The organism is Leptospira vanthielii serovar Holland str. Waz Holland = ATCC 700522 (assembly GCF_000332455.1).
GTDB classification, from domain to species: domain Bacteria; phylum Spirochaetota; class Leptospiria; order Leptospirales; family Leptospiraceae; genus Leptospira_A; species Leptospira_A vanthielii.
In genome coordinates, this window is the sequence record NZ_AOGY02000035.1 from 1 (window position 1) to 22,152 (window position 22,152).

Annotated in this window: 20 protein-coding genes; 14 read left to right on the forward strand and 6 right to left on the reverse strand. The window is 40.0% G+C overall.

Going from position 1 to position 22,152, the window contains the following annotated elements; genetic code table 11:
- The 6 genes from LEP1GSC199_RS07260 to LEP1GSC199_RS07285 all read left to right on the forward strand — a co-directional run.
- On the forward strand, window positions 1-1,150 hold a 1,150-nt coding region (locus LEP1GSC199_RS07260), incomplete at its 5' end, for a sterol desaturase family protein (RefSeq protein ID WP_002979896.1).
- A gap of 292 nt (window positions 1,151-1,442) precedes the next feature.
- Window positions 1,443-2,228, forward strand: coding sequence for a M23 family metallopeptidase (locus tag LEP1GSC199_RS07265; protein ID WP_039926343.1), 786 nt, complete (start codon window positions 1,443-1,445; stop codon window positions 2,226-2,228).
- Window positions 2,229-2,234: 6 nt separating this feature from the next.
- Window positions 2,235-3,062, forward strand: a complete 828-nt coding sequence (locus tag LEP1GSC199_RS07270) for an HAD family hydrolase (protein WP_039926334.1) — start codon at window positions 2,235-2,237, stop codon at window positions 3,060-3,062.
- Window positions 3,059-3,745, forward strand: a complete 687-nt coding sequence (gene rsmI, locus LEP1GSC199_RS07275; RefSeq protein ID WP_002979910.1) for a 16S rRNA (cytidine(1402)-2'-O)-methyltransferase — start codon at window positions 3,059-3,061, stop codon at window positions 3,743-3,745. Before LEP1GSC199_RS07270 ends, rsmI begins: the two co-directional genes overlap by 4 nt.
- A gap of 39 nt (window positions 3,746-3,784) precedes the next feature.
- A complete protein-coding gene (locus LEP1GSC199_RS07280; protein ID WP_002979921.1) occupies window positions 3,785-4,408 on the forward strand; it encodes a helix-turn-helix domain-containing protein in 624 nt (207 codons plus the stop codon).
- A gap of 2 nt (window positions 4,409-4,410) precedes the next feature.
- Window positions 4,411-5,337: a 50S ribosomal protein L11 methyltransferase gene (locus LEP1GSC199_RS07285; RefSeq protein ID WP_002979898.1), complete on the forward strand. Its 927-nt coding sequence runs from the start codon at window positions 4,411-4,413 to the stop codon at window positions 5,335-5,337.
- Here LEP1GSC199_RS07285 and LEP1GSC199_RS07290 read toward each other — a convergent pair.
- Window positions 5,334-7,448 carry a 7TM diverse intracellular signaling domain-containing protein gene (locus LEP1GSC199_RS07290; protein WP_002979939.1) on the reverse strand — a complete coding sequence of 705 codons (2,115 nt, stop codon included), beginning with the start codon at window positions 7,446-7,448 and terminating at the stop codon, window positions 5,334-5,336. The two genes, LEP1GSC199_RS07285 and LEP1GSC199_RS07290, sit on opposite strands and share 4 nt — an antisense overlap.
- Window positions 7,449-7,553: 105 nt before the next feature.
- On the opposite strand from LEP1GSC199_RS07290, the gene LEP1GSC199_RS07295 reads away from it, so the two are divergent.
- The gene (locus LEP1GSC199_RS07295) at window positions 7,554-8,930 is read left to right on the forward strand and encodes a flavin monoamine oxidase family protein (RefSeq protein ID WP_039926336.1); all 1,377 of its coding nucleotides are present in this window, start codon (window positions 7,554-7,556) and stop codon (window positions 8,928-8,930) included.
- Window positions 8,931-8,932: 2 nt separating this feature from the next.
- Here the strand turns inward: LEP1GSC199_RS07295 and LEP1GSC199_RS07300 are convergent, their stop codons facing one another.
- Window positions 8,933-10,045, reverse strand: a complete 1,113-nt coding sequence (locus tag LEP1GSC199_RS07300) for an acyltransferase family protein (protein ID WP_002979908.1) — start codon at window positions 10,043-10,045, stop codon at window positions 8,933-8,935.
- A 49-nt stretch (window positions 10,046-10,094) separates the two neighbouring features.
- Between LEP1GSC199_RS07300 and LEP1GSC199_RS07305 the strand changes: the two genes are divergently transcribed.
- Together LEP1GSC199_RS07305 and LEP1GSC199_RS07310 are read left to right on the forward strand one after the other, a co-directional pair.
- Window positions 10,095-10,388, forward strand: coding sequence for an HNH endonuclease (locus tag LEP1GSC199_RS07305; RefSeq protein WP_002979965.1), 294 nt, complete (start codon window positions 10,095-10,097; stop codon window positions 10,386-10,388).
- On the forward strand, window positions 10,388-10,753 hold the full coding sequence (locus LEP1GSC199_RS07310) for a DUF1292 domain-containing protein (RefSeq protein ID WP_002979937.1): 366 nt from the start codon (window positions 10,388-10,390) through the stop codon (window positions 10,751-10,753). Before LEP1GSC199_RS07305 ends, LEP1GSC199_RS07310 begins: the two co-directional genes overlap by 1 nt.
- Here LEP1GSC199_RS07310 and LEP1GSC199_RS07315 read toward each other — a convergent pair.
- Genes LEP1GSC199_RS07315 through LEP1GSC199_RS07330 form a run of 4 tightly spaced genes read right to left on the reverse strand, consistent with a single transcriptional unit; the run spans window position 10,737 to window position 15,884 of the window.
- Window positions 10,737-11,159 (reverse strand): MaoC family dehydratase, encoded by a 423-nt coding sequence (locus tag LEP1GSC199_RS07315; protein WP_002979901.1) that lies wholly within the window; start codon window positions 11,157-11,159, stop codon window positions 10,737-10,739. The two genes, LEP1GSC199_RS07310 and LEP1GSC199_RS07315, sit on opposite strands and share 17 nt — an antisense overlap.
- Window positions 11,143-12,408 carry a sensor histidine kinase gene (locus LEP1GSC199_RS07320; protein ID WP_002979963.1) on the reverse strand — a complete coding sequence of 422 codons (1,266 nt, stop codon included), beginning with the start codon at window positions 12,406-12,408 and terminating at the stop codon, window positions 11,143-11,145. The genes LEP1GSC199_RS07315 and LEP1GSC199_RS07320 overlap by 17 nt, the downstream gene beginning before the upstream one ends.
- A 3-nt stretch (window positions 12,409-12,411) precedes the next feature.
- The gene (locus LEP1GSC199_RS07325) at window positions 12,412-13,986 is read right to left on the reverse strand and encodes an acyl-CoA dehydrogenase family protein (RefSeq protein WP_002979950.1); all 1,575 of its coding nucleotides are present in this window, start codon (window positions 13,984-13,986) and stop codon (window positions 12,412-12,414) included.
- Window positions 13,983-15,884, reverse strand: a complete 1,902-nt coding sequence (locus LEP1GSC199_RS07330) for an AMP-dependent synthetase/ligase (RefSeq protein WP_039926337.1) — start codon at window positions 15,882-15,884, stop codon at window positions 13,983-13,985. The genes LEP1GSC199_RS07325 and LEP1GSC199_RS07330 overlap by 4 nt, the downstream gene beginning before the upstream one ends.
- 120 nt (window positions 15,885-16,004) lie before the next feature.
- Here LEP1GSC199_RS07330 and LEP1GSC199_RS07335 point away from each other — a divergent pair, with 120 nt between their 5' ends.
- The 5 genes from LEP1GSC199_RS07335 to LEP1GSC199_RS07355 all read left to right on the forward strand — a co-directional run bounded on the left by LEP1GSC199_RS07335 (window position 16,005) and on the right by LEP1GSC199_RS07355 (window position 22,127).
- Entirely contained in the window at window positions 16,005-16,604 is a 600-nt protein-coding gene (locus LEP1GSC199_RS07335; protein ID WP_039926338.1) for a CBS domain-containing protein, read from the forward strand.
- A gap of 8 nt (window positions 16,605-16,612) precedes the next feature.
- Window positions 16,613-18,046: a sodium:solute symporter gene (locus LEP1GSC199_RS07340; RefSeq protein ID WP_002979941.1), complete on the forward strand. Its 1,434-nt coding sequence runs from the start codon at window positions 16,613-16,615 to the stop codon at window positions 18,044-18,046.
- Window positions 18,047-18,240: 194 nt separating this feature from the next.
- Window positions 18,241-19,425: a 2-isopropylmalate synthase LeuA2 gene (gene leuA2 / locus LEP1GSC199_RS07345; protein ID WP_002979931.1), complete on the forward strand. Its 1,185-nt coding sequence runs from the start codon at window positions 18,241-18,243 to the stop codon at window positions 19,423-19,425.
- Window positions 19,426-19,530: 105 nt separating this feature from the next.
- Window positions 19,531-21,279 carry an N-acyl-D-amino-acid deacylase family protein gene (locus LEP1GSC199_RS07350; protein WP_002979930.1) on the forward strand — a complete coding sequence of 583 codons (1,749 nt, stop codon included), beginning with the start codon at window positions 19,531-19,533 and terminating at the stop codon, window positions 21,277-21,279.
- A gap of 149 nt (window positions 21,280-21,428) precedes the next feature.
- Window positions 21,429-22,127: a DUF4349 domain-containing protein gene (locus LEP1GSC199_RS07355; protein WP_002979943.1), complete on the forward strand. Its 699-nt coding sequence runs from the start codon at window positions 21,429-21,431 to the stop codon at window positions 22,125-22,127.
- Window positions 22,128-22,152 lie beyond the last annotated feature (25 nt).

Consider the following 22,152-nt stretch of genomic DNA (forward strand, 5'->3'; position numbering starts at 1 on the left):
ACGCCACGTATCCCTTTACCGGCTGAATGATTCCATTGCGGACCTAAGCACAGGAATCGTTTCCCAAATTTGGGGACTTTTCCAAAAGGGAATCGGACTCTTTGCCTATTTCTATATTTACGAGCACTTTCGATTTTTTGAATTTGCTATGACAAACCCTTGGGCTTGGGTCCTTTGCATTGTGGGCCAAGACTTCTGTTATTACTGGTCCCACCGTTTAGCACATGAAGTAAACATTCTCTGGGCAGGACATGTCATCCACCACCACAGCGAAGAATACAATTTGGTTGTGGCTCTGAGACAAACCGGACTCGGTGGAATTGTGACCTGGATTTTCTATGTTCCTTTGGCTCTCATCGGATTCCACCCTTGGATGTATCTGGCCAGTGGACAATTGAACCTCATCTACCAATTTTGGGTGCATACCAAAGCTGTGGGTAAAATTGGAAAGATCGGAGAATACATTCTATCCACACCTTCCCACCACCGGGTCCATCATGCAATCAATCCCATCTATATCGATAAAAACCATGGCGGAATCTTTATCCTCTTTGACAGGATGTTTGGAACTTTCCGAGAAGAAACAGAACCTTGTGTTTATGGTACAGTCAAACCACTCAAAAGTTTCAATCCAGTTTATGCCAACTTCCATTATTATTGGGAACTTCTGAAACAAGCAGCAAGTGCACCTTATTTCTTAGATAAAATTAAGGTCTTTTTTAAACCACCGGGTTGGTATCCCAGAGAAGGGAACAAACCCGCAGGTTTTTTACCCATCCCTGAGGTTCGCCCAGAAACTTTCCATAAGTATGATCCGAAACCTCCGTCCGAAGTGAGAACCTACACCACCACTTGGTTTGTTTTGGTTCTTCTTTTGTCCTTTTCCTTTCTCCTTTTTGTTGCGAAGTTCTCTCTCATCTCCCAAGTTCTCGTGACTCTTTGGGTGACTTTCTCTCTTGTGGCGATCAATGCCCTCATTGAAGGAAAGTCTTGGGCGGGAGCGATGGAGATCGGGCGCCTCCTCTTTGGTTTTCTCGTGATTGCCTACTTCGATGTGGGTTGGGCCTATTATGCGATCGGTATTGTTTGCCTTCTTGTCGCAGGAATCTATCTCTACCGAACGAATGGCCAAAAAGCCCAGGCTGCCTGAGCGAAAGTCCTAAAAAAGAAGCCGATCATTTCCTTCACCTACCAGAATCTGTTCTGGTAGGTAGGCTTTTCTCTTTTCCTGTCTAGTTCTGCCCGACAAAAATCCATCCAACCTTTACTAAACCCTGTTCTCTAATCATTTTGCTCAAAGAAAAACGGATGACCTGAAAACTAGTCTCAGTGTTATGTCACATAAATGCCATGTTTGGGACGGATTTCCCGACCGTTCGCCTTGACCGGACGGGTGCCTGTGAGAATTTGGCATTGCACCATAGTTTATGAGGCAAAATGAGATGAAGCGAAACCGTAGTTACTATATCATTCTGGTCTTAATCCTATTCGTAGTGACCTATTCAGCCTACGCGGCCTACCAAAAGCAAAAAAATGGTCCCGTATTTTTGGACAACCATGTCTTCCAGCGTTACAATGAACAATGGGGCCTTTGGGTAGACCTTAATGCCGAGAAAAAAAGCCTTCTCGAGAAAGCATCCGAGTTTGGAATCCTCGCCCAAGAGGTGATGGAGATCAACCAACTGAAAGAAGCAGATCTGGGACGTTTGAAACGCTCCATTTTCTTTCCTTATTCCGCAGAATACATGCGGGGCCTCCAAGAAAAAGAACTCTTCCGCGAAACCGTGGAATCTCCCATCGACCAATTCATCTGGCCCGTCCTTCCTAATAACAAATCTAGAATTTCTTCTCGAATTGGAAGGCGTTGGAACACCTGGCACACGGGTCTCGACATCGCCATTCCGAAAAAATCCATCGTCCTTGCTGCCGCCGACGGTGTGGTCGAAGAAGCGGGCCGAGGTGGTGACTATGGGCTTGCGGTCAAAATTTACCACCATGACATGAACCACTTCCATACTGTTTACGGACACAACCAAGAGTTACTCGTAAAACCAGGAGATGCAGTAAGAAAAGGGCAAATCATTGCCTTTTCTGGAAACACAGGAAAGTCCACGGGGCCCCATGTCCATTTCGAAGTCCGATTTCATAATGTGTATTTAAATCCTGAAAACTTTCTCACTCCCTACGAAGAAGGAGTTGCCACAAGCATAGTCGGATTTGCAGACTAAGTATTAGTGACTAACCTGACAAAGAACAGTTGGACGGACGAAATTTACGACCGTCTGACAACCATCATACCGAAAAAACCAGGCATCGCCTGTTTTGATTTTGATAACACTCTCATTCGCAACGATTTTGGTGAAAAGATCATGGAAGAACTCCTCCATGATGGACTTATCTATGTTCCCAAAGACTTATCTGATTTTTTTCGTGATAAAGAAATTTGGAAAGATCATACAGCAATCAATACAGCCGAAAAAGAACGTTTGATTTGGGAAGAGTATTCTTACCAGTTAAAAGAATACGGAATCGAAAGAGGATACCGTTGGACAAGTTTTATCTTCCAAGGTATGAACCAAGAAGAATACTACGAAGTGTCTCGCCGGGCTTGGGAAAGAGTGAACATTCCCGATAGAGATTCCGGTGTGTTTCCCCAAGTGGAAATGAAAGACTTAATCGCTTATTTATACCATCATGATTGGACTGTGTACATTGTGACCGCATCTCCGGAACCAGGAATTGCCGCCATTGCCCACATTTTTCCTGTGGAAGAATCCAAAGTCATTGGAATGAGACAAGTGTTAGGTGAAAATGGAAAGTTCACACACCAACTGATTGAACCTTATACTTATGGGGAAGGAAAAGTAAAAGCCATCGAAAAAAGAGTGGGAGTATATCCCGACCTGGCCTTTGGAGATTCCTTTAATGATTTTCCTATGCTTTGCCGAGCCAAACAAATGGCAGTAGCTATCAACCGGGACAATCCAGAGTTTGCCTCTGCCTGTGCCGCAAAAGGAATATATATCCAACCATACTTTGTTTACCAACCCGTACCCAGATGAACCGACTTTATTTAGTATCCAATTCCATTGGAAACGATGCCGACATTCCTCCTCGCACCAAAACCTTGTTAGAGGAAGCCGACTGGATCCTGGGAGAAGAACAAAGAACCACTTCCACTTTTTTAAAGAAGTTAGGAATTACAAAACCCTTTGATCTTTTGAACGAACACTCGTCGCGTAAGGATATGGATGAAATCGCAATGAAGCTTGCGACCACCAAAAGGACCTGTCTCATTTCTGATTCGGGGAGCCCTGGCCTCGAAGATCCAGGCAAATGGCTTGTCCCTCTCGCTTGGGAGATGGGAGTGGAAGTTCGTTCGGCCCCAGGCCCCACTGCCCTCATTGCCGCCCTCACCAGTTCCGGGTTTGCTACCTCTCCCTTTCTTTTTTTGGGTTTTTTACCGAGAGAAGAAAAAGAAAGGGAACGAACTTTGAAACAGTACATTGGACTCGGCATGACTATTGCCTTTTATGAGACAGCTTACCGTGCCAAACATTGTCTGGAAACCTTAGCAAAAATCCTTCCCGGAGACCGCCAGATTTTCCTTGCCCTCGGAATCTCCATGGCAAGCGAAACAAGTTTTCGAGGTTCGGCAAAAGAGATCCATAAAACGTTTCCCCAAGGCCTCAAACTCCCGCCGGTATTTGTCATTGAAGAGAAAAAAGAAAGGTCGAAACGATAGTTTGTTGACAATACCTCTGTTATATTGGACGCTTGGACAATGGTAAGTAAAGTAGAACAACCGACTGACGGAATTGAACAATTGATTTCAGAATCTGGCGATTATATAACAGATGTCGTCAAAGAGAATCTGAAACTCATCCGTCATACAAAAGGTTTTTCTTTGGACAAACTCGCAAACCGCTGTGGTGTAAGCCGAGCCATGTTGTCCCAAATCGAACAAGGGAAATCTGTTCCCACAATCTCTGTTTTATGGAAAATTGCAAACGGACTTAATGTTCCCTTTTCAGAACTCCTCAAAGAAAAAAACCAAGATGGAATTCATATACTCAAAGCGGAAAACTCCAAAGTTCTCTACTCTAATTCCAAAGTTTTTGCAAGCCGTGCGCTTTTTCCTTTCCTTGGGAACCGCAAAACTGAGTTCTATGAACTGATGTTAAAACCAGGTGGACATGAAGTTGCCGAACCACACAAAACAGGAACCACCGAAAATTTGGTTGTTGTCTCCGGCAAACTGCGGTTACGCGTTGGTGAAAAGGTTGTGGAACTAGAACCAAAAGATTCTGTATTTTTTAAAGCCGATGTTTCGCATGAGTATTCCAATCCCACTGACCAAGAAACACTGATGTATCTTGTTATGGATTATACGGACGAAATAGGTTAAGATTGGAATACAGAGAACTCAAAGTCAATTTACCTAAAGAACTATCTGACAGTTTTTATGAATTGTTGGATACACTTCAATGTGTCGGTTACTATGAAATTTTGTTTGATGGTGAAGCTCCCAAAGAAAAAGACCAAGGTCTAATCCGTGACAATACAAACATTCGTATTTATTTACAAACAGATGAGATCGATAAAGAACTAAAGATCCTTATTTTTTTAAAAATCCACTCACCTGACAATTCGAATACAGAATCACGCAATATAGAAACTCGTGATTACGAAGAAGCTTATAAAGAATATTACAAACCATTCCCCATTGGGAAAAAACTTTGGGTGATTCCGACCTGGGAAAAAGATGAACCAGAGACCATAAAACTTTGGAAACCAATTGGCGGGATTCCTCTGTTTATCAACCCAGGTGTTGCCTTTGGAACAGGCCATCACGAGACCACCAAACTGATATTAGAACATTTGGATGAGTTGTATAACAAGGGAGAATTCCCTTTTATATCCGCTTGTGATGTAGGAACAGGATCAGGAATTCTTTCTATTGGCCTTGCTAAGTTTGGAGTCTCTAAAATTTTTGCTTTGGACATTGATCCCAATGCAGTGAAGGCCGCTTGGTCCAATTGGACTGAAAATGAATACCCAAAAGGATTCCAATTCAGTGTGGAAGAATCAGGAATTGACAATCCCAAGTTATCCAACACAAAATATGATCTAGCAATTGCCAATATCACTTATGCGGTATTATCACAAAACATCCGTCATCTGGCAAAAATCGAAGCACCAAGAATTATTTTTTCAGGGATCATCACAGACAAAAAGGACCAGTTTCTTGGTTTATTACAAAGTCATTTACCTGGGAAACTCCTTTACTCCAAAGAATGGAACGAGTGGTGGGTTTTGGATTGGTTACGCAATTAATCCTTATTTAGATATTTAATCAAACTGACCTGGTTTCCTCGATCGTTGTATTCAATTCGATTAAATACGGATTTTGTCATAAGAATCCCACGCCCATGTTGTTGGTGTGCTTCATTCATTTCATCAATCGTTTTTTCCATCTGTTTTTTATGGTCGAATCCGCGGCCTTCATCGGTGATACGATAGGCAACATACTCTCTTGTGAAAGAATATTCGATTTTTACTCTCTTTTGGCTATATCTTGGGTCATCTTGTCGTTTTTGTAAAAACTCTAGATAATTCCCTTCCATAAGAGCCCTTGACTTCTCTTCAAAACTGATATTTAAGTTTCCATGTTCTACCGCATTGATAATAATTTCACGGATCGATGATCTAACTTCCGTTTGTTCTATATTGGAAAGATATTTTGCAAGTTGCGAGGTGATTTTCTGAGAAACAAGTTCAGCATTACGCAAATAATTATTCATAGAAAGTTCAATTTTTTCTGATTCGATAAGTTGAATAATGGTATCTTCATGTTGGGGGGACATGGTCATAAGAACTTCCCTGGTTTCATCGAAGTCGATATACTGTAATCTACAATACATTTCTTTGGGTTCCTTTATATACTTTTGTTCAAACTCCGTTTTAAAATTTACAATGGAACCTGTCATCTTTAGATCGGTGAGTTTGTCATTCACATACATGACATTATAGTCAGAACTTTGATCGCGACCGGTATATAAGAACTCAGTGATTTTTTTTCCACGTAAATCATCCAAACGAAAACCCATTTGTTTGGAAAGGGCTCGGTTTGCGTTGATGATTTCGAAATTTTCGTTCATCATAAGAATCACCTCATCTGAACCTTGAAAAATTTCCCTAAACCGTTTTTCTGATTCTTCAATTTTTAATTTAGCATGAAATAATTCTCTAATATGTTCTCGAAGGCTACGGGTAAGAAAGTTGATTCTATCGGCAAGCCCCAGAGACAACAAAATAGTCTGTAAAGCAGTCCCGATTTGGATGGTCCAACGTGTGATTTGATTGTCTGGCAAAAAACCCAAACTCTTCAATGAATACAAAACAACACCTAAAAGAAAGAAGGACCAAGAAATTAAATAATAACGAGCTGGTCTCACATTGGTCAAGTATGTGGAAGTTCCACTAAAAACCATGATTAGAGCAGTAGGAACTGTCAGTAGAATGGCAACGATCATTGCAATTCGATAATTCAAAAAAAATGTAACCATAGAAAACAAAAATAAAAAACCCACCCAAATCCACATCAACTTGGAAATCTTTGGTAAATGTTTGTTCAAACTGAGATAGTTGTTGGTAAAAGAGATTCCCGCAATGCAAGAAACACAAATAAAGAAAGGAAGTGAATAATTTCCCCAATAAATCCAATTGGGCCATAAATATTGAAAGGCAAAACCGTTATTGATTAGGTGAAAGAAAAAAATGGAACTGATAAAAAACAAATAAAAAAGATAACTTTTTTCATAGGTAAAAATATAGATAAAAAAATTATACGCAATCATTACAAATAAAATTCCGTAAAACAAACCAAAGATCATTTGTTCTTTGTTCAGCTGATCATAAAACTCTCGTTCAGTCCAGATAGCAAGAGTCAGTGGAATTGTGGATTCGGATTGAACTCTTAAATAATAAGTCGCAGAAGAACTAGCAGGTGTTTCTAATGGAAAAACAAGATTTCGATAATCCACATTTCTTTCTGCAAAGGGATGACTGTCCCCTAAATTACGGATCAAATTTTTCGGCAAAGGATTTCCATAAATTTGGACCTCATCCAAAAGAGGAAAATCGAACACCAAATTCCAACGAATCAAATCTTCTGTTAGATTTTTTACTTCAAAACGAACCCAAAAAGTGGATTTCGAAAAACCCAAATTCGGAGAAGGGATTTTTTTAAATCGAGAATCTAAGGACCCACTAGTAATACTTTTCTCTGTAAGAGATTGATCCTTGTCCTCCAAAACAAGGACATCTTGCCAGATAGGTTTTCCGAAGATTTGGGTATGAAGGGGAATCGCAGTTTCTGATAACAGAATCTGTGGCAAAAACACGAGAAGGATCAGAAAAAAATATTTTACTTGGCGGAAAAACAAAGGTAATGATCTCCCAATTCGCTTAAAAAGACAAAGTTACTAAATTGTATTTTTCTAATTTTTCTAGCCTTTTTTGTTTCTAATGCTAAAATAGGGGAAAGTTCTATGAATCGAAAAAGTTTCCTACAAAAGATAAGTGCTGTTACCTTAGGTGCAGGGTTGATCCTCCCTAAAAAATCATTCGGACAAACCACAACAACGACGATTGTGGAGACCAAACCAAAGCCTAGCAGTGGCAAAAAGGCCATTGTTCTTGGCGGTGGGCTCTCTGGTCTCTACTCTGCTTACTTGTTAAAACAAACTGGGTATGATGTCACCATCATTGAACGTGGAGATAAGTTGGGTGGTCGGATTGCTACTTACGAAAATCCTGAACTTGGAATCTTACAGGACTTAGGTGGTGAGTGGATCGGCGAAGGTCAATCAGATATCAAAAGTTTGGTAAAACAATTAAACTTGGATTTGGTATCTTCTAATATTGCTGATCGTTTTTCACTTCAAAAATCAAATAGTGATTTATTAAAAATTTCTCCCACTTCCATTGACACCTTAGACAAAGTCATTGATCTACATAAGTCTTTAGGTAACACACAAAAACAAGGTTTAGATAAAATCAACTTTTCATCTTATGCCCGTTACCAAGGTTTAACAGAAGAAGAAATTCGTTCGATGAACGATCTTTACCGAGTGATCCTTGGGGCCGATCTGAACCAAATCTCAAGCGAATCTGTATTAGATGATCTTTCTGCTTTACAATCGGCCCTCAAACCCAAGTTCCAAGTAAGAGGCGGCGCGGAACGTATTATTAAAGAACTCGCAAACTCTCTTAGAAACCAGGAATTGATTTTAGGGGAAACTGTCACAAAGGTTTCCCAACAAAAGAACCAAGTCACAGTAGACTTATCTTCCGGAAGATCAGTAAAAGGAAGTTTGATCGTTTGTTCTCTCCCTGCTGCAGCAGTTCTGGATATTAAATGGACACCGGGCCTTCCGAAAGATTTGATTTATTCTGCTTTACGAATGCAAACAGGAAAAATTTCCAAAAATTTGAGTCTCGTAAAATCGAAAGAGTCTCTATCTAAATTATTTCTCTCAACCAATACTGCGGCAGAAACTTTGTATGTTTCCGAATCTGCCACTGGATCTAGTGTAACGGCCGTTACATCCATCTCTACGGGGGATCGAGCTTCTTTATTTGAAAAAGGAAGTGATCGTCAGAAAAAAAATCTAATGACATCTTCTTTGGAAGAAGTTGGTGATTTGGAATTGATACTCGAATCGCCATTTGTTTTCCATAGTTTCCAAAAAACAACTGGCAGAGCAGGATTTGTTTCCCTATTTCCGCCGGGAAGTTTTGGAATTAAAGATGTTTGGACTGAACCTTTCGAAAGGGTGTTTTTTGCTGGAGAACATTTAGCATTCCATACAGGAAGTATGGATTCGGCAGTTGCCTCCGCAATCCAAGCTATAAGCAAAACATAACTCTATGCACTTTTTAATCCGAAGAAAAACCGAAGAGGTTTGATCTTCCGGATTAAAAATTCATACAAAAGAAAGCTAAATCCTAATACGACAAGGATATGGGAAATAAACTTCATCCATATCCCCCATTCTATATCTCTTACCCAAAAAGCATAAAACAAAGATATGGGATGGTGAACTAAGTAGATAGGAAGGCTTGCTTCAATCAAATAGGATCCGACTTTTCCACCTTTATTTCCCAGAACTTGAAAAATTGAAACAAGTAAACTCGTCCATAAAAAGGGAGCAAGAACCCATAAAAAAATATGTAGAGCCCTCACCCAAACATTCACATACTGAAAGTAAATCCAGAGTGGATCCTCAATTTCCAATTCTTTAAAGACCAAATACACAAACACCGCCCAAACGAATACTGCCAGTGTTTTATTCCTGGAATGGTCTTTGGGTGTGAGAATACTCCTCCAATGAAAACAAAAAACTCCGGAAAGAAAAAAGGAAAACTGGAATATAAAAGTAAGTTTATATATCCCATAATAGGATTCTCCTTTAGAAACTTGAGTATGGCAGAGAAAAACAAAAAGAAAACAAAAGCTAACAAGAGTTATATATCTTAAAATCCCTTTGGGAATTTGATCCCAAAGTTTCATTGTAAAAAAAGATTTGGGGATCAAACTATACAAGATACTAAAACAAAACAAATCGACAAGAAACCAAATATGAGAGTGTTGGAAATGATCCTTAGTAAAAAAATATTCCAAAAAAGACAAAAGGTCTAACTGCGGAGTTTTGATCCGTTCTGTAAGGTAATATTGGATGGGGGCAAAAAAAATAAGTCCAAAAATGGTTGGGATGAGAACTCTTTTGAACCTTGCTTCCAAATAAAAACTTCTCCCCTTTTTTTCCCAAACCATCGCAGAAAAAAAACCGGAGATCATATAAAACATGGGCATCCGATAACTATGTATCCAATAACAAAAATAAGAAAGAACCTCACTGCGGTCCTCGTCTTGAATCGCATATTTAATGTCTGCGGCATAAACAATCGCCGCATGGAATACAATTCCAAGTAAAAGGGCAAAAGATCTTAAATTGTCTAGGTAAACCAGTCTTCCCATTCCTCCATCTTTTTCTTGACGAAGGGAAAAAAACAGATTTTTTTAAATTATGACGGAAACTCCCTCCGATTCATTCTTTTCCGATGTTAGCGATGAAGAAATTGCTCGAGAAAGAAGGAAAGCTAAAGAACTAAAAAACACTGCCTGGTGGAAAAACAAACGTTCTTCTGGCATTTGCCATTATTGTGGAAAAAAGTTCAAAGTGGAAGAGATTACAATGGACCACCTAATTCCTCTTATCCGAGGTGGAAAGTCAGTAAAAGGTAATTTAGTCCCTGCTTGCAAAGAGTGTAATTTTAAGAAAAAACATAGCCTTCCCTTTGAGAAGGAGTTCTTCTCCTAATGGACATGAAAGATTTAGGATTCCAAGGGGATGATTTTCTTCCAAGTCGTGCCACCGAAGAAATCGATCTTGTGGATGAAAGGGGAAACAGTTACCAGTGGGAAGTGTTTTATTCCTTTTCACAAATGGGAAATGACTACCTTGTTTTCCTTCCCGCCACAGAACAAGAGTTCCAGTTTGTGAATGTGGAAATGGACGATCCAGATTCCGATGTACCCGGATACATTGTGATGCGGATTGGGCAAGATGAGTCCGGGGAAGAAATTTTAGAAGAGATATTAGATGAGGACGAATTAGAGGAAATTCGCGAATATGTAGAGGATGAAATTGGACTTTTGGGGCAATTTCTTAACCGGGAGGAATGACAAGAGTTTCCCCTTTACTTACCACTTCCGATTTTTGATTGGTCCAAATAATTTTCATTCTGACAGCTTTTAGCCGTTCTACTTTTTCCACAACTTCCACCAAACAAGCGATTGTATCTCCAAAATAAACAGGTTTTCTGAATTTGGTTGTGGTTTCTAAAGCCACAGTACCAAGACCAGGTAACTTCATTCCAAGAACTGGTGCGAGCAGTGATGCTGCAAGTCCCCCGTGAGCAATCCTTGTCCCAAAACTTGTAGTTTTCGCATATTCTTCATCTACATGCAGTGGATTAAAATCACCACTAATACCGGCAAACAAATAAACATCGGTTTCCGTGATAGTTTTCGTAAAGGATGCGGAATCTCCGATTTGGATTTCTAAAAAACTTTTACCCTTTTGATACATTTGAATCGTCCTTAGGAATTACTTTTTTGGGTGAGAAGGCAAAATGGTAAAATACACCTTCGTCGGGCGCGGAAGAACATTCCACCTCACGACCGTTCATCTGACTGCATAAGGAAAATATAACAGATAAACCGATTGACTCGGCTTTTTTATAGTTTAGACCAGGAGGAAAACCAACCCCGTTGTCTCTGTATTTTAATTCGTAATTAAATTTATCAGTAACAATAAAATCAATTTTTATCAAAGCATCCGGTTTTCCCTTAGCAAATGCATGTCGAAAACTATTGGTTAACATTTCTGTGATCATAAGCCCCATAGGGATTGCATCCACAATGTTAAATTCTAATTGTTGGACATCCAATTCAATAAGGATATCAGTCCTCATATACATTAGTTTAATATTTTCCACAAGACTTGTGATATAGTCAACGGAACTAAGACCTGATAAATTTTTACTACTATAGAGTTTTTCATGAACTAGTGCAATCGCCTTGATGCGAACAATACTTTGTTCCAAAATATCAGCGGTTTCCGGTGGAGAAGAATAAACCTGAAGTTGTAAAAAAGAAATAACAACTGCTAAATTATTTTTTACCCGGTGGTGAACTTCTGTAAGTAAGGTTTCGTTTTCTCGTAAAGACCTTTCCAATTTGGACTGGTTTTCCATATAACTAGTCATATCCGTGATGACCGCAACAGCTTTGTTAGCACTTCCTTCTTTGGACGGAATGAAGAGCCGATGTTCCAAAGCCCATTTAACCTTACCATCTAACATGCGTATACGATACAATAGACCCGTATGATTTTCCCGTAATTGGTTCATCCAAATATTGGTCATTCTTTTCCTATCTGCTTCGTGGACCCGTTCGATAAGAAGTTCAGGATGAATCAGGATTTCATTGGTGGGAATATCGAAAAGTCGGGAGACTTGTTCGCTTAAAAAATCAATTTTCCAAGTATCTAAATTGAATACGATGACAGCGTCTTCGATTCGTTCCAAAATGACTTGAAAAAGTTGGTCAGACTCGAACTTTTCAAATAACACTCGTTTTTGTCTTTGTAACTCCCGAACCAAAAGAACAAAGATAATCACTGCTGATACAGTGACAAATCCCCATCCCTTTAAGCTCTGGATTTCCCGAATGTCCTCTGCTGATTCGAATATAAGTGAAATTGCATAATCTGAAAAATAAATCCAGATGTAGCCGAATAACAAATATAAAAATGCTATTCGGCCCGCTGCTTTCATTGACTACAAAAGTTCCTGAAGCGATTGGAAACGAGTCTGCACAGTTTCCTCAATGGAATTGCCCAATTGGGAATAATGTTCCCACAATCGAGTCAGTTCAGAAGGAACATAGTTGGAAAGTCTAGTAAATGACATAAGATACTTCCCCACAAGATAATACGAAAGTAACTTTCGATCCATCAATTTTTCATCAAGAGAATAGTATTCTGTGGATTTATGTAAATCAATTTCTGACAAAGAAAGAATCACAAAAATGGACAAAACATCGGCAAAGGCAAATTCAACCGATTGTAACTTTTTACGGTTAGGTTCTGCATCCATGGAAATGATGATATCGAATAGTACATTTTGAATTTTGTCGGTGAGTGAGGACTCTTTTTCCAATTTCGAGAATTCTTTTTGGAATTTTTCTTTTCCTGAATATAAGGAAGATATGATCGACCTTTGGATTTCACTTGTCCCACCGCCGATAGTACCTAATTTCACATCTCGGTAAAATCGTTCGACAGAGTATTCCTTCATATATCCATACCCACCAAACAACTGTATGGAATCCTTAGCAACGTCCTCGGCAATTTCCGATGTGATGAGTTTTCCCAAACTACTTTCTAATGGAGAAGGTACCCCTCTATCCTTTCTTTCTGCCACCCAATAAATTAACCTTCGAGCCGCTTGTATGTATACCCAGTTGCGAACTAGAATATCACGCATTCCATAAAAGCTGGAAATAGGTTTCCCAAATTGCACTCGTTCATTGGCATACCGAAGGCCTTTACGAAAACAAAACTCCATAGCACCAGCAAGACCAGCGACAAATACAGTTCTTTCCCATTCCAAAGTTTCTTTACCAATTCGCATAAACCCAGTATTCAATGGACCAAGAAGATTTTCTTTTGGAATAACCATATCTTCAAACACAAGTTCGGCGGTCATTGAAGTATGGTGTCCCAATTTTTTCAAAATTTTACTTACTTTAAAACCAGGTGTATTACTTTCTACAATGAAAGCTGAGATCCCCATTGGCCCTCTTCCTTTTTCGGAAGTTCTAGCCATAACAATAAACACCTGTCCTACAGGACCATTGGTGATATACATTTTTGTTCCGTTTAATTTCCATCCGCCGGCCACTTCTTCAGCTTTCGTTAATAGAGAGGCAGCATCGGATCCAGAAGCAGGTTCTGTTAATGCAAAACCCGCCATCCATTCTCCCGTAGAAAGTTTAGGAAGGTATTTGGATTTTTGTTCTTTGGTTCCTTGGAAGATTATGGGCATAGTGCCTATTACCAAATGCGCAACCCAGGAAAGTCCCATTCCCCCATCCAAACATCCAGATGCAAAAGCATCTGTTGCAATCGAACATTGTAAACAACTGGCACCTTCACCACCATATTCCGATGGGATGGTGAGTCCAGTAAGACCAGCTTTGCTAAACTCTTTCCATAATTCGTCTGACCAAATTTCTTTTTCGTCTCTTTCTTCTGCAGAGGGAAACACTTTGTCTTCTGAAAATTGGAACACTGTATTGTAAAAACTTCTTTCCTCCTCATTTAGATAAGGGTTCAGTTTCGGGTGTATCATTGGTAAATTCCTTCTATTTGTTTTGAGAATACATCCGAAATGACATTTCGCTTCATTTTTAAAGTTCTTGTCATTTCAGTATCGGGATCAAAGGGACGAGATACCACATAGAAATTGTTAGCTGGTATCATCTCAAAACCTTTGAATCCGTTTTCGCGAGATATAATGCGTGAAATCTCGGCTCGGTATAATTCCCGAACCTTGGGATGGGAATTCCATTCCCCTGCTTTTTCCTTGGAAATCCCTGGAATTTTAGCTTCCACTGCTTCGAAGTTAGGAACTATCAGTGCACCAAGAGTTTTTTTATCATGGCCTACCACCATCACTTGATCAATGAAGGGGGAAGTTAGGAGTTTGTCTTCTATGGGGATGGGTTCTACGTTTTCTCCACCGATAAGAGCAATGGTATCTTTGGAACGACCAGCAAATACCAATTCATTTCTGTGAGAGATAAACATTAGATCTCCCGTATCAAAAAATCCTTCTGCATCAAAGACTACTTGGTTCAATTCCGGACGTTTGTAATAACCTTTAAGGATTTGTTTGGATTTGATCCAAAGAGTTCCCTTGGCACCGACAGAGGTCACAACCTTACCTGCATCATCCTTCAAACGAATTTGATAACCATCGATGGGAATTCCCACAGTACCTTTGGTTGGTTTGGTATTGGAACGGATAGAGACAACAGCAGATGTTTCTGTCATCCCATACCCTTCTAAAACTTTGAGTCCAATGGCAGACAAAAATCCATCCACAACACTGGGGAGGGCCGATCCTGCCGATATACAAATACGAATCCGACCACCTAACGCTTTATGGATGGCGGAAAAGATTTTGATACTTAGAAGTTTTAAAGGAGATAACAATACCAAAATAAAGAAGGCATAGGTCCTCTTTGCAAAAGAAATCAGAAAATTAGGTTTTTTGATTTCGAATTCAAATCCAAAACATATTGCATAGTAATGGGCCCAAGTAGATCCTACTTTCAAAAAGAAATGAAATAATTTTTCTTTAAATCCACCTTCTTTGGCAACTTTGGCAATGATCCCGTTATAAACCGATTCCCAAATCCGAGGAACGGAAGGGAATATAGTCGGACGGAAGTCCCTTAGGTCATCTTTTAAAGATGACATATTCGAAACTAAAAAATCGATCCCAAGAAAAATTCCAGCGTATTCAATGGCTCTTTCAAATGCATGCCATGGAGGAAGTAAACTCACTGCATTGTCATCGGAATTCATATCCAAACGGGAAATTGTATTCTGAATAGCGGTGATCCAACCTTTTTGAGACAACATCACACCTTTTGGGTTACCCGTAGTTCCTGAGGTATAAATCAAAGTGGCAAGGGCATCAGGATCAGTTTGTTTGATCCTAGTTTCTAACGTCTGTTTGCCGTCACTATTCCATCGATCTTTTCCTTTTTTTACAATGGAAAGGATAGAATTTTCACCTTCATACAATTCCCCTTGGTCTGTTTCTAAAATAAAAATTTGTTTTAAATGGGGAAGCTCACCTAACAGGTCATCGATGCGTTTTTTATCCTTTGGTTTTTGAACCACAAGGTATTTGGCTTCCGAATGGTTTAAGATATAAAGAATCTCTTCCCGAACAATGTCTGTTCCCCTGGGAACCACAACAGCTCCAGAAGTAAGGATGGCCATATCGGTGCGTAGCCAATTGACAGTGGCATCGCAGAAAAACCCAATTCGGTCCCCCACCTCGACACCAAGATCGATAAAACCCAAAGTCAAGTGGTCGACAAACTGTTTCAAATCTCCAAAACTGATCCCAGGGAATTCAGTGGCCGATTTTCTCTTCCGAAAGGAGACTTTGTTTGGAAGAGTTTCTGCGACGTGGGCCAATGCTTGGTAGAGGTTTTCGTAGTTTTGGATCATGGATTTTGCCTTTTCGTATGGAATCTTTACAGAAATGTAGGATGGATAAAAAACCACTGTTCGTTTTTTGCAAGTTTTTTCTTTTTTTTGACAAACTTTTCGGAAAGGTAGGGCATAACTATGTTCTTTTGGATACATGATGGGCGTATTTTGCCAAATGCGCCGACCACTTATGCAGATCGGGTCCACAAAATCCATCCGGGGGGGAAATCTGCCCCCATTTCTGGTGAGGGAGAGGAATCAACCAATGCTTCCCCTGGTTCTTTTTTACACCGCTCCCCTGGGGATGTTTACCAAGAATCCGCCGGCCAAATAGAAAGAGCGGTTTATTTCCTGCACGAGATTATGTCGACTCCTGCGATCACACAAAAGTCCACAGAAACGATTGCCAACTGTTTGGACTTTATGTTGGAAAAAGGGATCCGCCACCTCCCGATTACCAATGAAATGGGAACCCTTGTGGGTTTTGTTTCTGATCGCGATATCCTCGAAAAAAGTAAATCTTATGAAAGGGACTGGCCTGTTTCCGACATCATGATCAAACGCGTATTAGTTGGTTCTCCGGGATCGGAAATTCGAGGGGTCACCCAAGTCCTTTTAGAAGAAAGAATTGGATGTATTCCTGTGGTAAATGACGATAATCAACCTATTGGTATGATCACAAGGTCGGATTTACTTCGTTTGTTACTGAAGTATCCAAATTTGAATATCATCGCTTAAGGGGTTGTATGGTCTGGGATTTACTCGTTCTTATCTTTTATTTTCTCATCGTTTTTTATTTTGGGTTTTATTTTGCTAAGAACAACGAAAAAGAAGAAGACTTTTATCTCGCTAAAAAAGAGATCCACTGGATTTTTCTTTTAATATCCCTTGTCGCAACAGAAACTTCTAGTTTAACTTTTTTAAGTATTCCCTCCTTATCTTTCAAAGGGGACTACCGGTTTTTGGAAATTGCATTTGGATATGTGATCGGTAGAACCATTGTGGCTCTTTATCTATTGCCATCGTATTTTTCTGGAAATACCATTTCCGTCTATGAGTATGTAGGAAATCGTTTTGGTAAATCTCCTCAAAAAACAATCTCTTTTGTATTTACCATTTCTAGACTTCTCGGAGATGGAATTCGTTTGTATGTTAGTTCTTTACCGATCGCCTTTCTTTTAGAACGAATGGGCCTAAATTTTTCTTCTGATATTTTAGGAATGATTGCACTCACAACACTCAGCATCGTCACCATTATCTACTCCGTTGTCGGTGGATTTCGTGCCATTGTATTTACCGATGTACTCCAGTGGTTTATTTATATCTTTGGTGGATTTTTTGCTCTGGGACTCCTCATTTATAAATTGAATGTTCCAATTATTTCGGGGGTAACCGAACTTCAGAGTCTTGGGAAATGGAATTTGTTTATTTTCGACTATCTTTCGTCAGGTGACAACAGTTACTTTATTGTATTTGCTTTGATTGGTGGTGCTTTTATTTCCATTGGATCTCACGGAACTGACCTAATGCTTGTTCAGCGAGTGATCGCCACAAAAAACTTAGTTTCTGGTCAGAAAATTCTCATTGGAAGTGGGATTGTTGTCCTCTTTCAATTTATTCTATTTCTCCTCATTGGATCTCTACTTTATCTTTTTTATGCCGGCCAAACCATGGCTCCAGACAAAGTGTTTAGCCAATTCATTGTGAATGAAGTGCCCTCACCACTTCTTGGAATCCTTGTGGCAGCCATCCTTGCCAGTGCCATGTCCACACTCAGTTCCACCATCAATTCCCTCTCTCTCACCTGGGCCCGTGATTGGGGAATGGACCGGTGGTTTAGTCCCCGAATGCTTTCGCTTTTTTTTGGAATGACTCTGTTTCTTTCGAGCCTAGTTCCCTATTTTCTCATCCAAACTTGGGAAAAAGGACTATTAGAAATGGGACTCACCATATTTTCTTATACCCTCGGGCCATCCATTGCGGTTTTCTTTTTAGCTAAAGGGAAAAGAGAACTGCCAGTTTCCGGCCCCGTATTTTCGGCATTTTTTCTAACGAGTATCCTTCTCACGGTTGTGATCGGACTCGGTTTTCAAATTGCCTTTACCCTTCTCATCCCGATCGGTTTTGGAATCCAAATCTTTCTTGTACAAATTTCCCGCATTGCATTTAAAAAAAATTGACAGGAACGCTAGGTACATTTGTCTAAAAGTTAACAATGAAATCATCTGCGAACATTCAGTTACTCCTCCTCCTCGAACTTTTATAGATCGAGGGAGAACGTGCTGTGTGACAAAGCCCACTCCCAACCGGGAAGTGGGCTTTTTTTATTTTTGGTCCTCCTTCCGGTCGGTAGTGGCTCGGATGTAGAGGAACTATGAAACCAAACCAAATTAAAATCCAAGACGTTACCTTACGGGACGGAAACCAAGCTCTACGTAGACCCTGGACCTTAGAAGAAAAAATCGAAGTCTTTGATTTGCTTATCGAATTGAATGTCGATGGGATCGAAGTGGGTTTCCCTTCTTCCAATGAAACTGAGTTTGTCGCAAGTAGGACTCTCGCCAAACGAGCACCAGCCGGAATTCCCATTGCTGGATTGTCACGTGCCAATGAAACAGAAATAACGAGAACCTGGGAAGCCATCCAATATGCAAACAAACCACGAATGCATATCGTTTATCCCGTCAGTGATTTTTCCATTCGCCATGTTTTGAAAATTTCTGAAACCGAAGTGATTCAAAAAATCCAAAACTCTGTTTCCTTTGCCAGATCCATCGTAGGACCTGATGTGGAAATTCAATTCTCCGGGGAACATTTTGGAGATGCCATTGAGAATTTTGAATTCACCAAAGAAGCTTTTCTTGCGGCCATTGGTGCCGGTGCTAATATCATCAACTTACCCAATACAGTGGAACGTTACCGGCCCATGATTTTTGTGAATATGGTAAAGGATATGAAAGACTTTATAGGGGACAGAGCCAAGGTTTCTGTGCATACCCATAATGATTTGGGTATGGCAACTGCCACTTCCGTAGAATGTGTGTATGTGGGTGCAGAACAAATCGAAGTGGCTTTGAATGGTTTGGGAGAAAGAGCAGGCAATACCAATTTGTATGAAACGGCTATCGCATTACACCAAAATGGTGAGACTTTGGGAATCAACTTCCAAAGAATTTATCCAACAGCTAAAAGAATTGCAGAGATGACAGGTATTCCTATTGGAGAAAAGACACCGATTATAGGTGAAGATATTTTTTCCCATAGGTCAGGTATCCACCAAGATGGGGTTGCCAAGACCATTAAACAAACCAAAGGTGCTTACCGAACTTTTTCTCCCGAATTTGTAGGAAGAAAGGATTCAGAAACCATCTCCTTTACCAACCAATCAGGACATCGTGCCATTCAATTTTTATTGGAAAAACGTGGGATTGTCGTTCCGGGGGAAGAAATCCATAGATTGTTTGAAAAAGCCAAGGCAATTTCATCCCAAGAGAACAACAGAGAAATCACCGAAGCAGAGTTAGTGGATTTGGCGAGTCCTTACATGATTGCCTCCTGAACAAGGGGGTCTTTCGTCCAGAGAATCTTTATGTGATTCCACTCGAATCATTGACAAAACTTTGTCAATCTGCCATAATTTCGTTTGGTTTTTCTGGAGGTATTCATGGCAGACACTCTCATCAAACAGGCGAGAATTTTTGACGGTAGCACAAATCCATCTTTTGTCGGTGATGTGAGAATTAAGGATGGGGTGGTTCAAACCATTTCTAAAACGGAACTTAGCCCTAACTCTGGGGAAACTGTGGTCGATGCCAAAGGCCTTTGGCTTACCCCTGGGTTCATTGACTTTCATACCCATTACGATGCAGAGATCGAAATGGCACCAGATCTTTCGGAATCAGTTCGTCATGGTGTAACAACCATTTCTCTTGGTAGTTGTTCATTGAGTTTAGCTGTGGGTGACCCTACGGATTTAGCAGATATGTTTAGCCGAGTGGAAGCCATTCCAAGAAAGAATGTTTTATCCATCCTTGAGAGTAAAAAAAATTGGAACTCCGCCACTGAATATAAAAAACATTTAAACAATATGCCCCTTGGTCCCAACGTAACTTCGTTTGCAGGTCACTCTGCCATTCGTGCTCACGTAATGGGACTCGAACGTTCCTTAACCAAAGGAGAAGTTCCCACAAAACAAGAGTTAGAGTCAATGAACAAACACTTGGAAGAAGCATTGGATGCAGGTTTTATGGGTCTTTCGATCAATACTCTTGTTTGGGATAAAATGGATGGATCTAGATTTAGGTCACGCCCTCTTCCTTCTACTTTTGCAAACTGGAGTGAATACCAATACCTAAACAAAACACTGAGAAAAAGAGGAAAAATATTCCAAGGTGTTCCCAACGTTTCAACAAAAATCAATGTTCTTATGTTCTTAAAGGAAGCCTTTGGACTCTTTCGTAAACCATTGAAAACCACCATCATCTCTCTTATGGATGTAAAGTTTGATCCGGGTTTGTATAAATTACTCGGAGTCATTGGTCGCATCACAAACACGATCTTCAAGTCTGACTTTAAGTTCCAGGCACTTCCCGAACCATTTGATTTGTATGCCGATGGAATGGACGTAGTTGTTTTTGAAGAATTTGCTGCAGGTGCCAAGGCTAATCACATTGAAGATGAGTTCGAAAGAAAACAATTAATGAAGGATCCAACTTACAGGTCTTGGTTCAAACGCCAATGGACCAATTGGTTTTTGCCTCGTGTTTTCCACAGAAACTTTCGAGAAACAAAGATTGTGGATGCACCCGACAAATCTTTAATTGGAAAATCCATTGATGATGTTGCTAAAGAAAGAGGAGTTCATTCTGTTACAGCCTTCCTTGATTTGGTTGCCGAACACGGAAACAAAGTTCGTTGGTATACAGTAATGGCAAACCATAGAAAAGAACCTCTACAAAAAATTGTATCCTATCCAGATATCCTCATCGGATTTTCTGATGCAGGGGCTCACTTACGTGGTATGGCTCATTACAATTTTCCTCTTCGTATGTTGAAATTGGTAAGAGATGCAGAGTTAGAAAAAAAACCATTTATGACTTTAGAAAGGGCAGTCAATCGCCTAACAGGAGAAATTGGGGACTGGTTTGGAATTGATGCCGGTTACATTAAAGAGGGAAAAAGAGCCGATTTGGTTTTGATTGATCCAACTAAACTTGACGACTCCCTTGCCAAAGACGTAGAAGCACCCATGCCATTTATGGAAGACTTCAAACGTTGGGTAAGGCGTAACGATGACACAGTCAAAAAAGTCTATATCAATGGCAAACTGGCGATTGATCAAGGAAAACCTGTCGCTTCCCTTGGAAAAGAAAAAGGGTATGGTAGCTTTTTAGAATCTACAATCGGCACATAAAAAAGATTTGCGGTTGGATACAGAAGGGCTTAATCTCTGTATCCAACATGGCAATCTCCAAAATTCGACTCGTTTCCCTACTCCTTCTTAGCTTTTCTCTTTTTATAGTCCAATGTTCTTCCTCCAAAACAATGGATAGGGAAAGGCCCATGAGTCGCTATTCTTCTGGGGAAGCAGAGGATTATGCACCCTCCGTTGCTGCTCCCTCCCCTAAAGCAGAAACTACACCAAGTGAACTAAAAATCCAAAAAAGGATGATGGTGTATTCCGTGAACGTCAATTTACAATCAAAAGAAATTGAAGCCAAAGTCACTGAAATTATTAAACTGGCAGAGTCATACGGGGGTTATGCGCTACAGTATAGTTCCAACGGAGTTGTCCAATTAAAGATTCCTGCTGAGAAATTAAAACAGTTTTTATTCACCCTTAAAAACCAATCGCAGAACTATTCTGAAGATGTCTCCGCTAAAGATGTGACAGAAGATTATACCGATACAGAAATTCGTATGGAGAACGCACTGAAAATGCGTGTTCGACTTTTAGATATTTTAAAAACGGCAAAAACTGTGGAAGAAATCTTAAAAGTAGAAGCCGAACTAAACAAAGTATCAGAATCCATCGAAAGATGGGAAGGTAAGCTAAAATACTTATCGAGTGCCGTGCAACTATCTTCTGTCCAAGTGCGAGTTCTTCAGAAATGGGAGCCAGTGGTTCAAAAGGAATACAAACCAGGACCTTTAGGTTATCCTTTTTACTACCTCTACCTCGGACTTGGAAAAGTGAAAGATGGTCTTATTTGGATGTTTGTCCAAGAAATTCCAAAGGAAAAAGCAGAAATACCAGACTAAGTAAAATTCCAATTTTCCCGCTAAA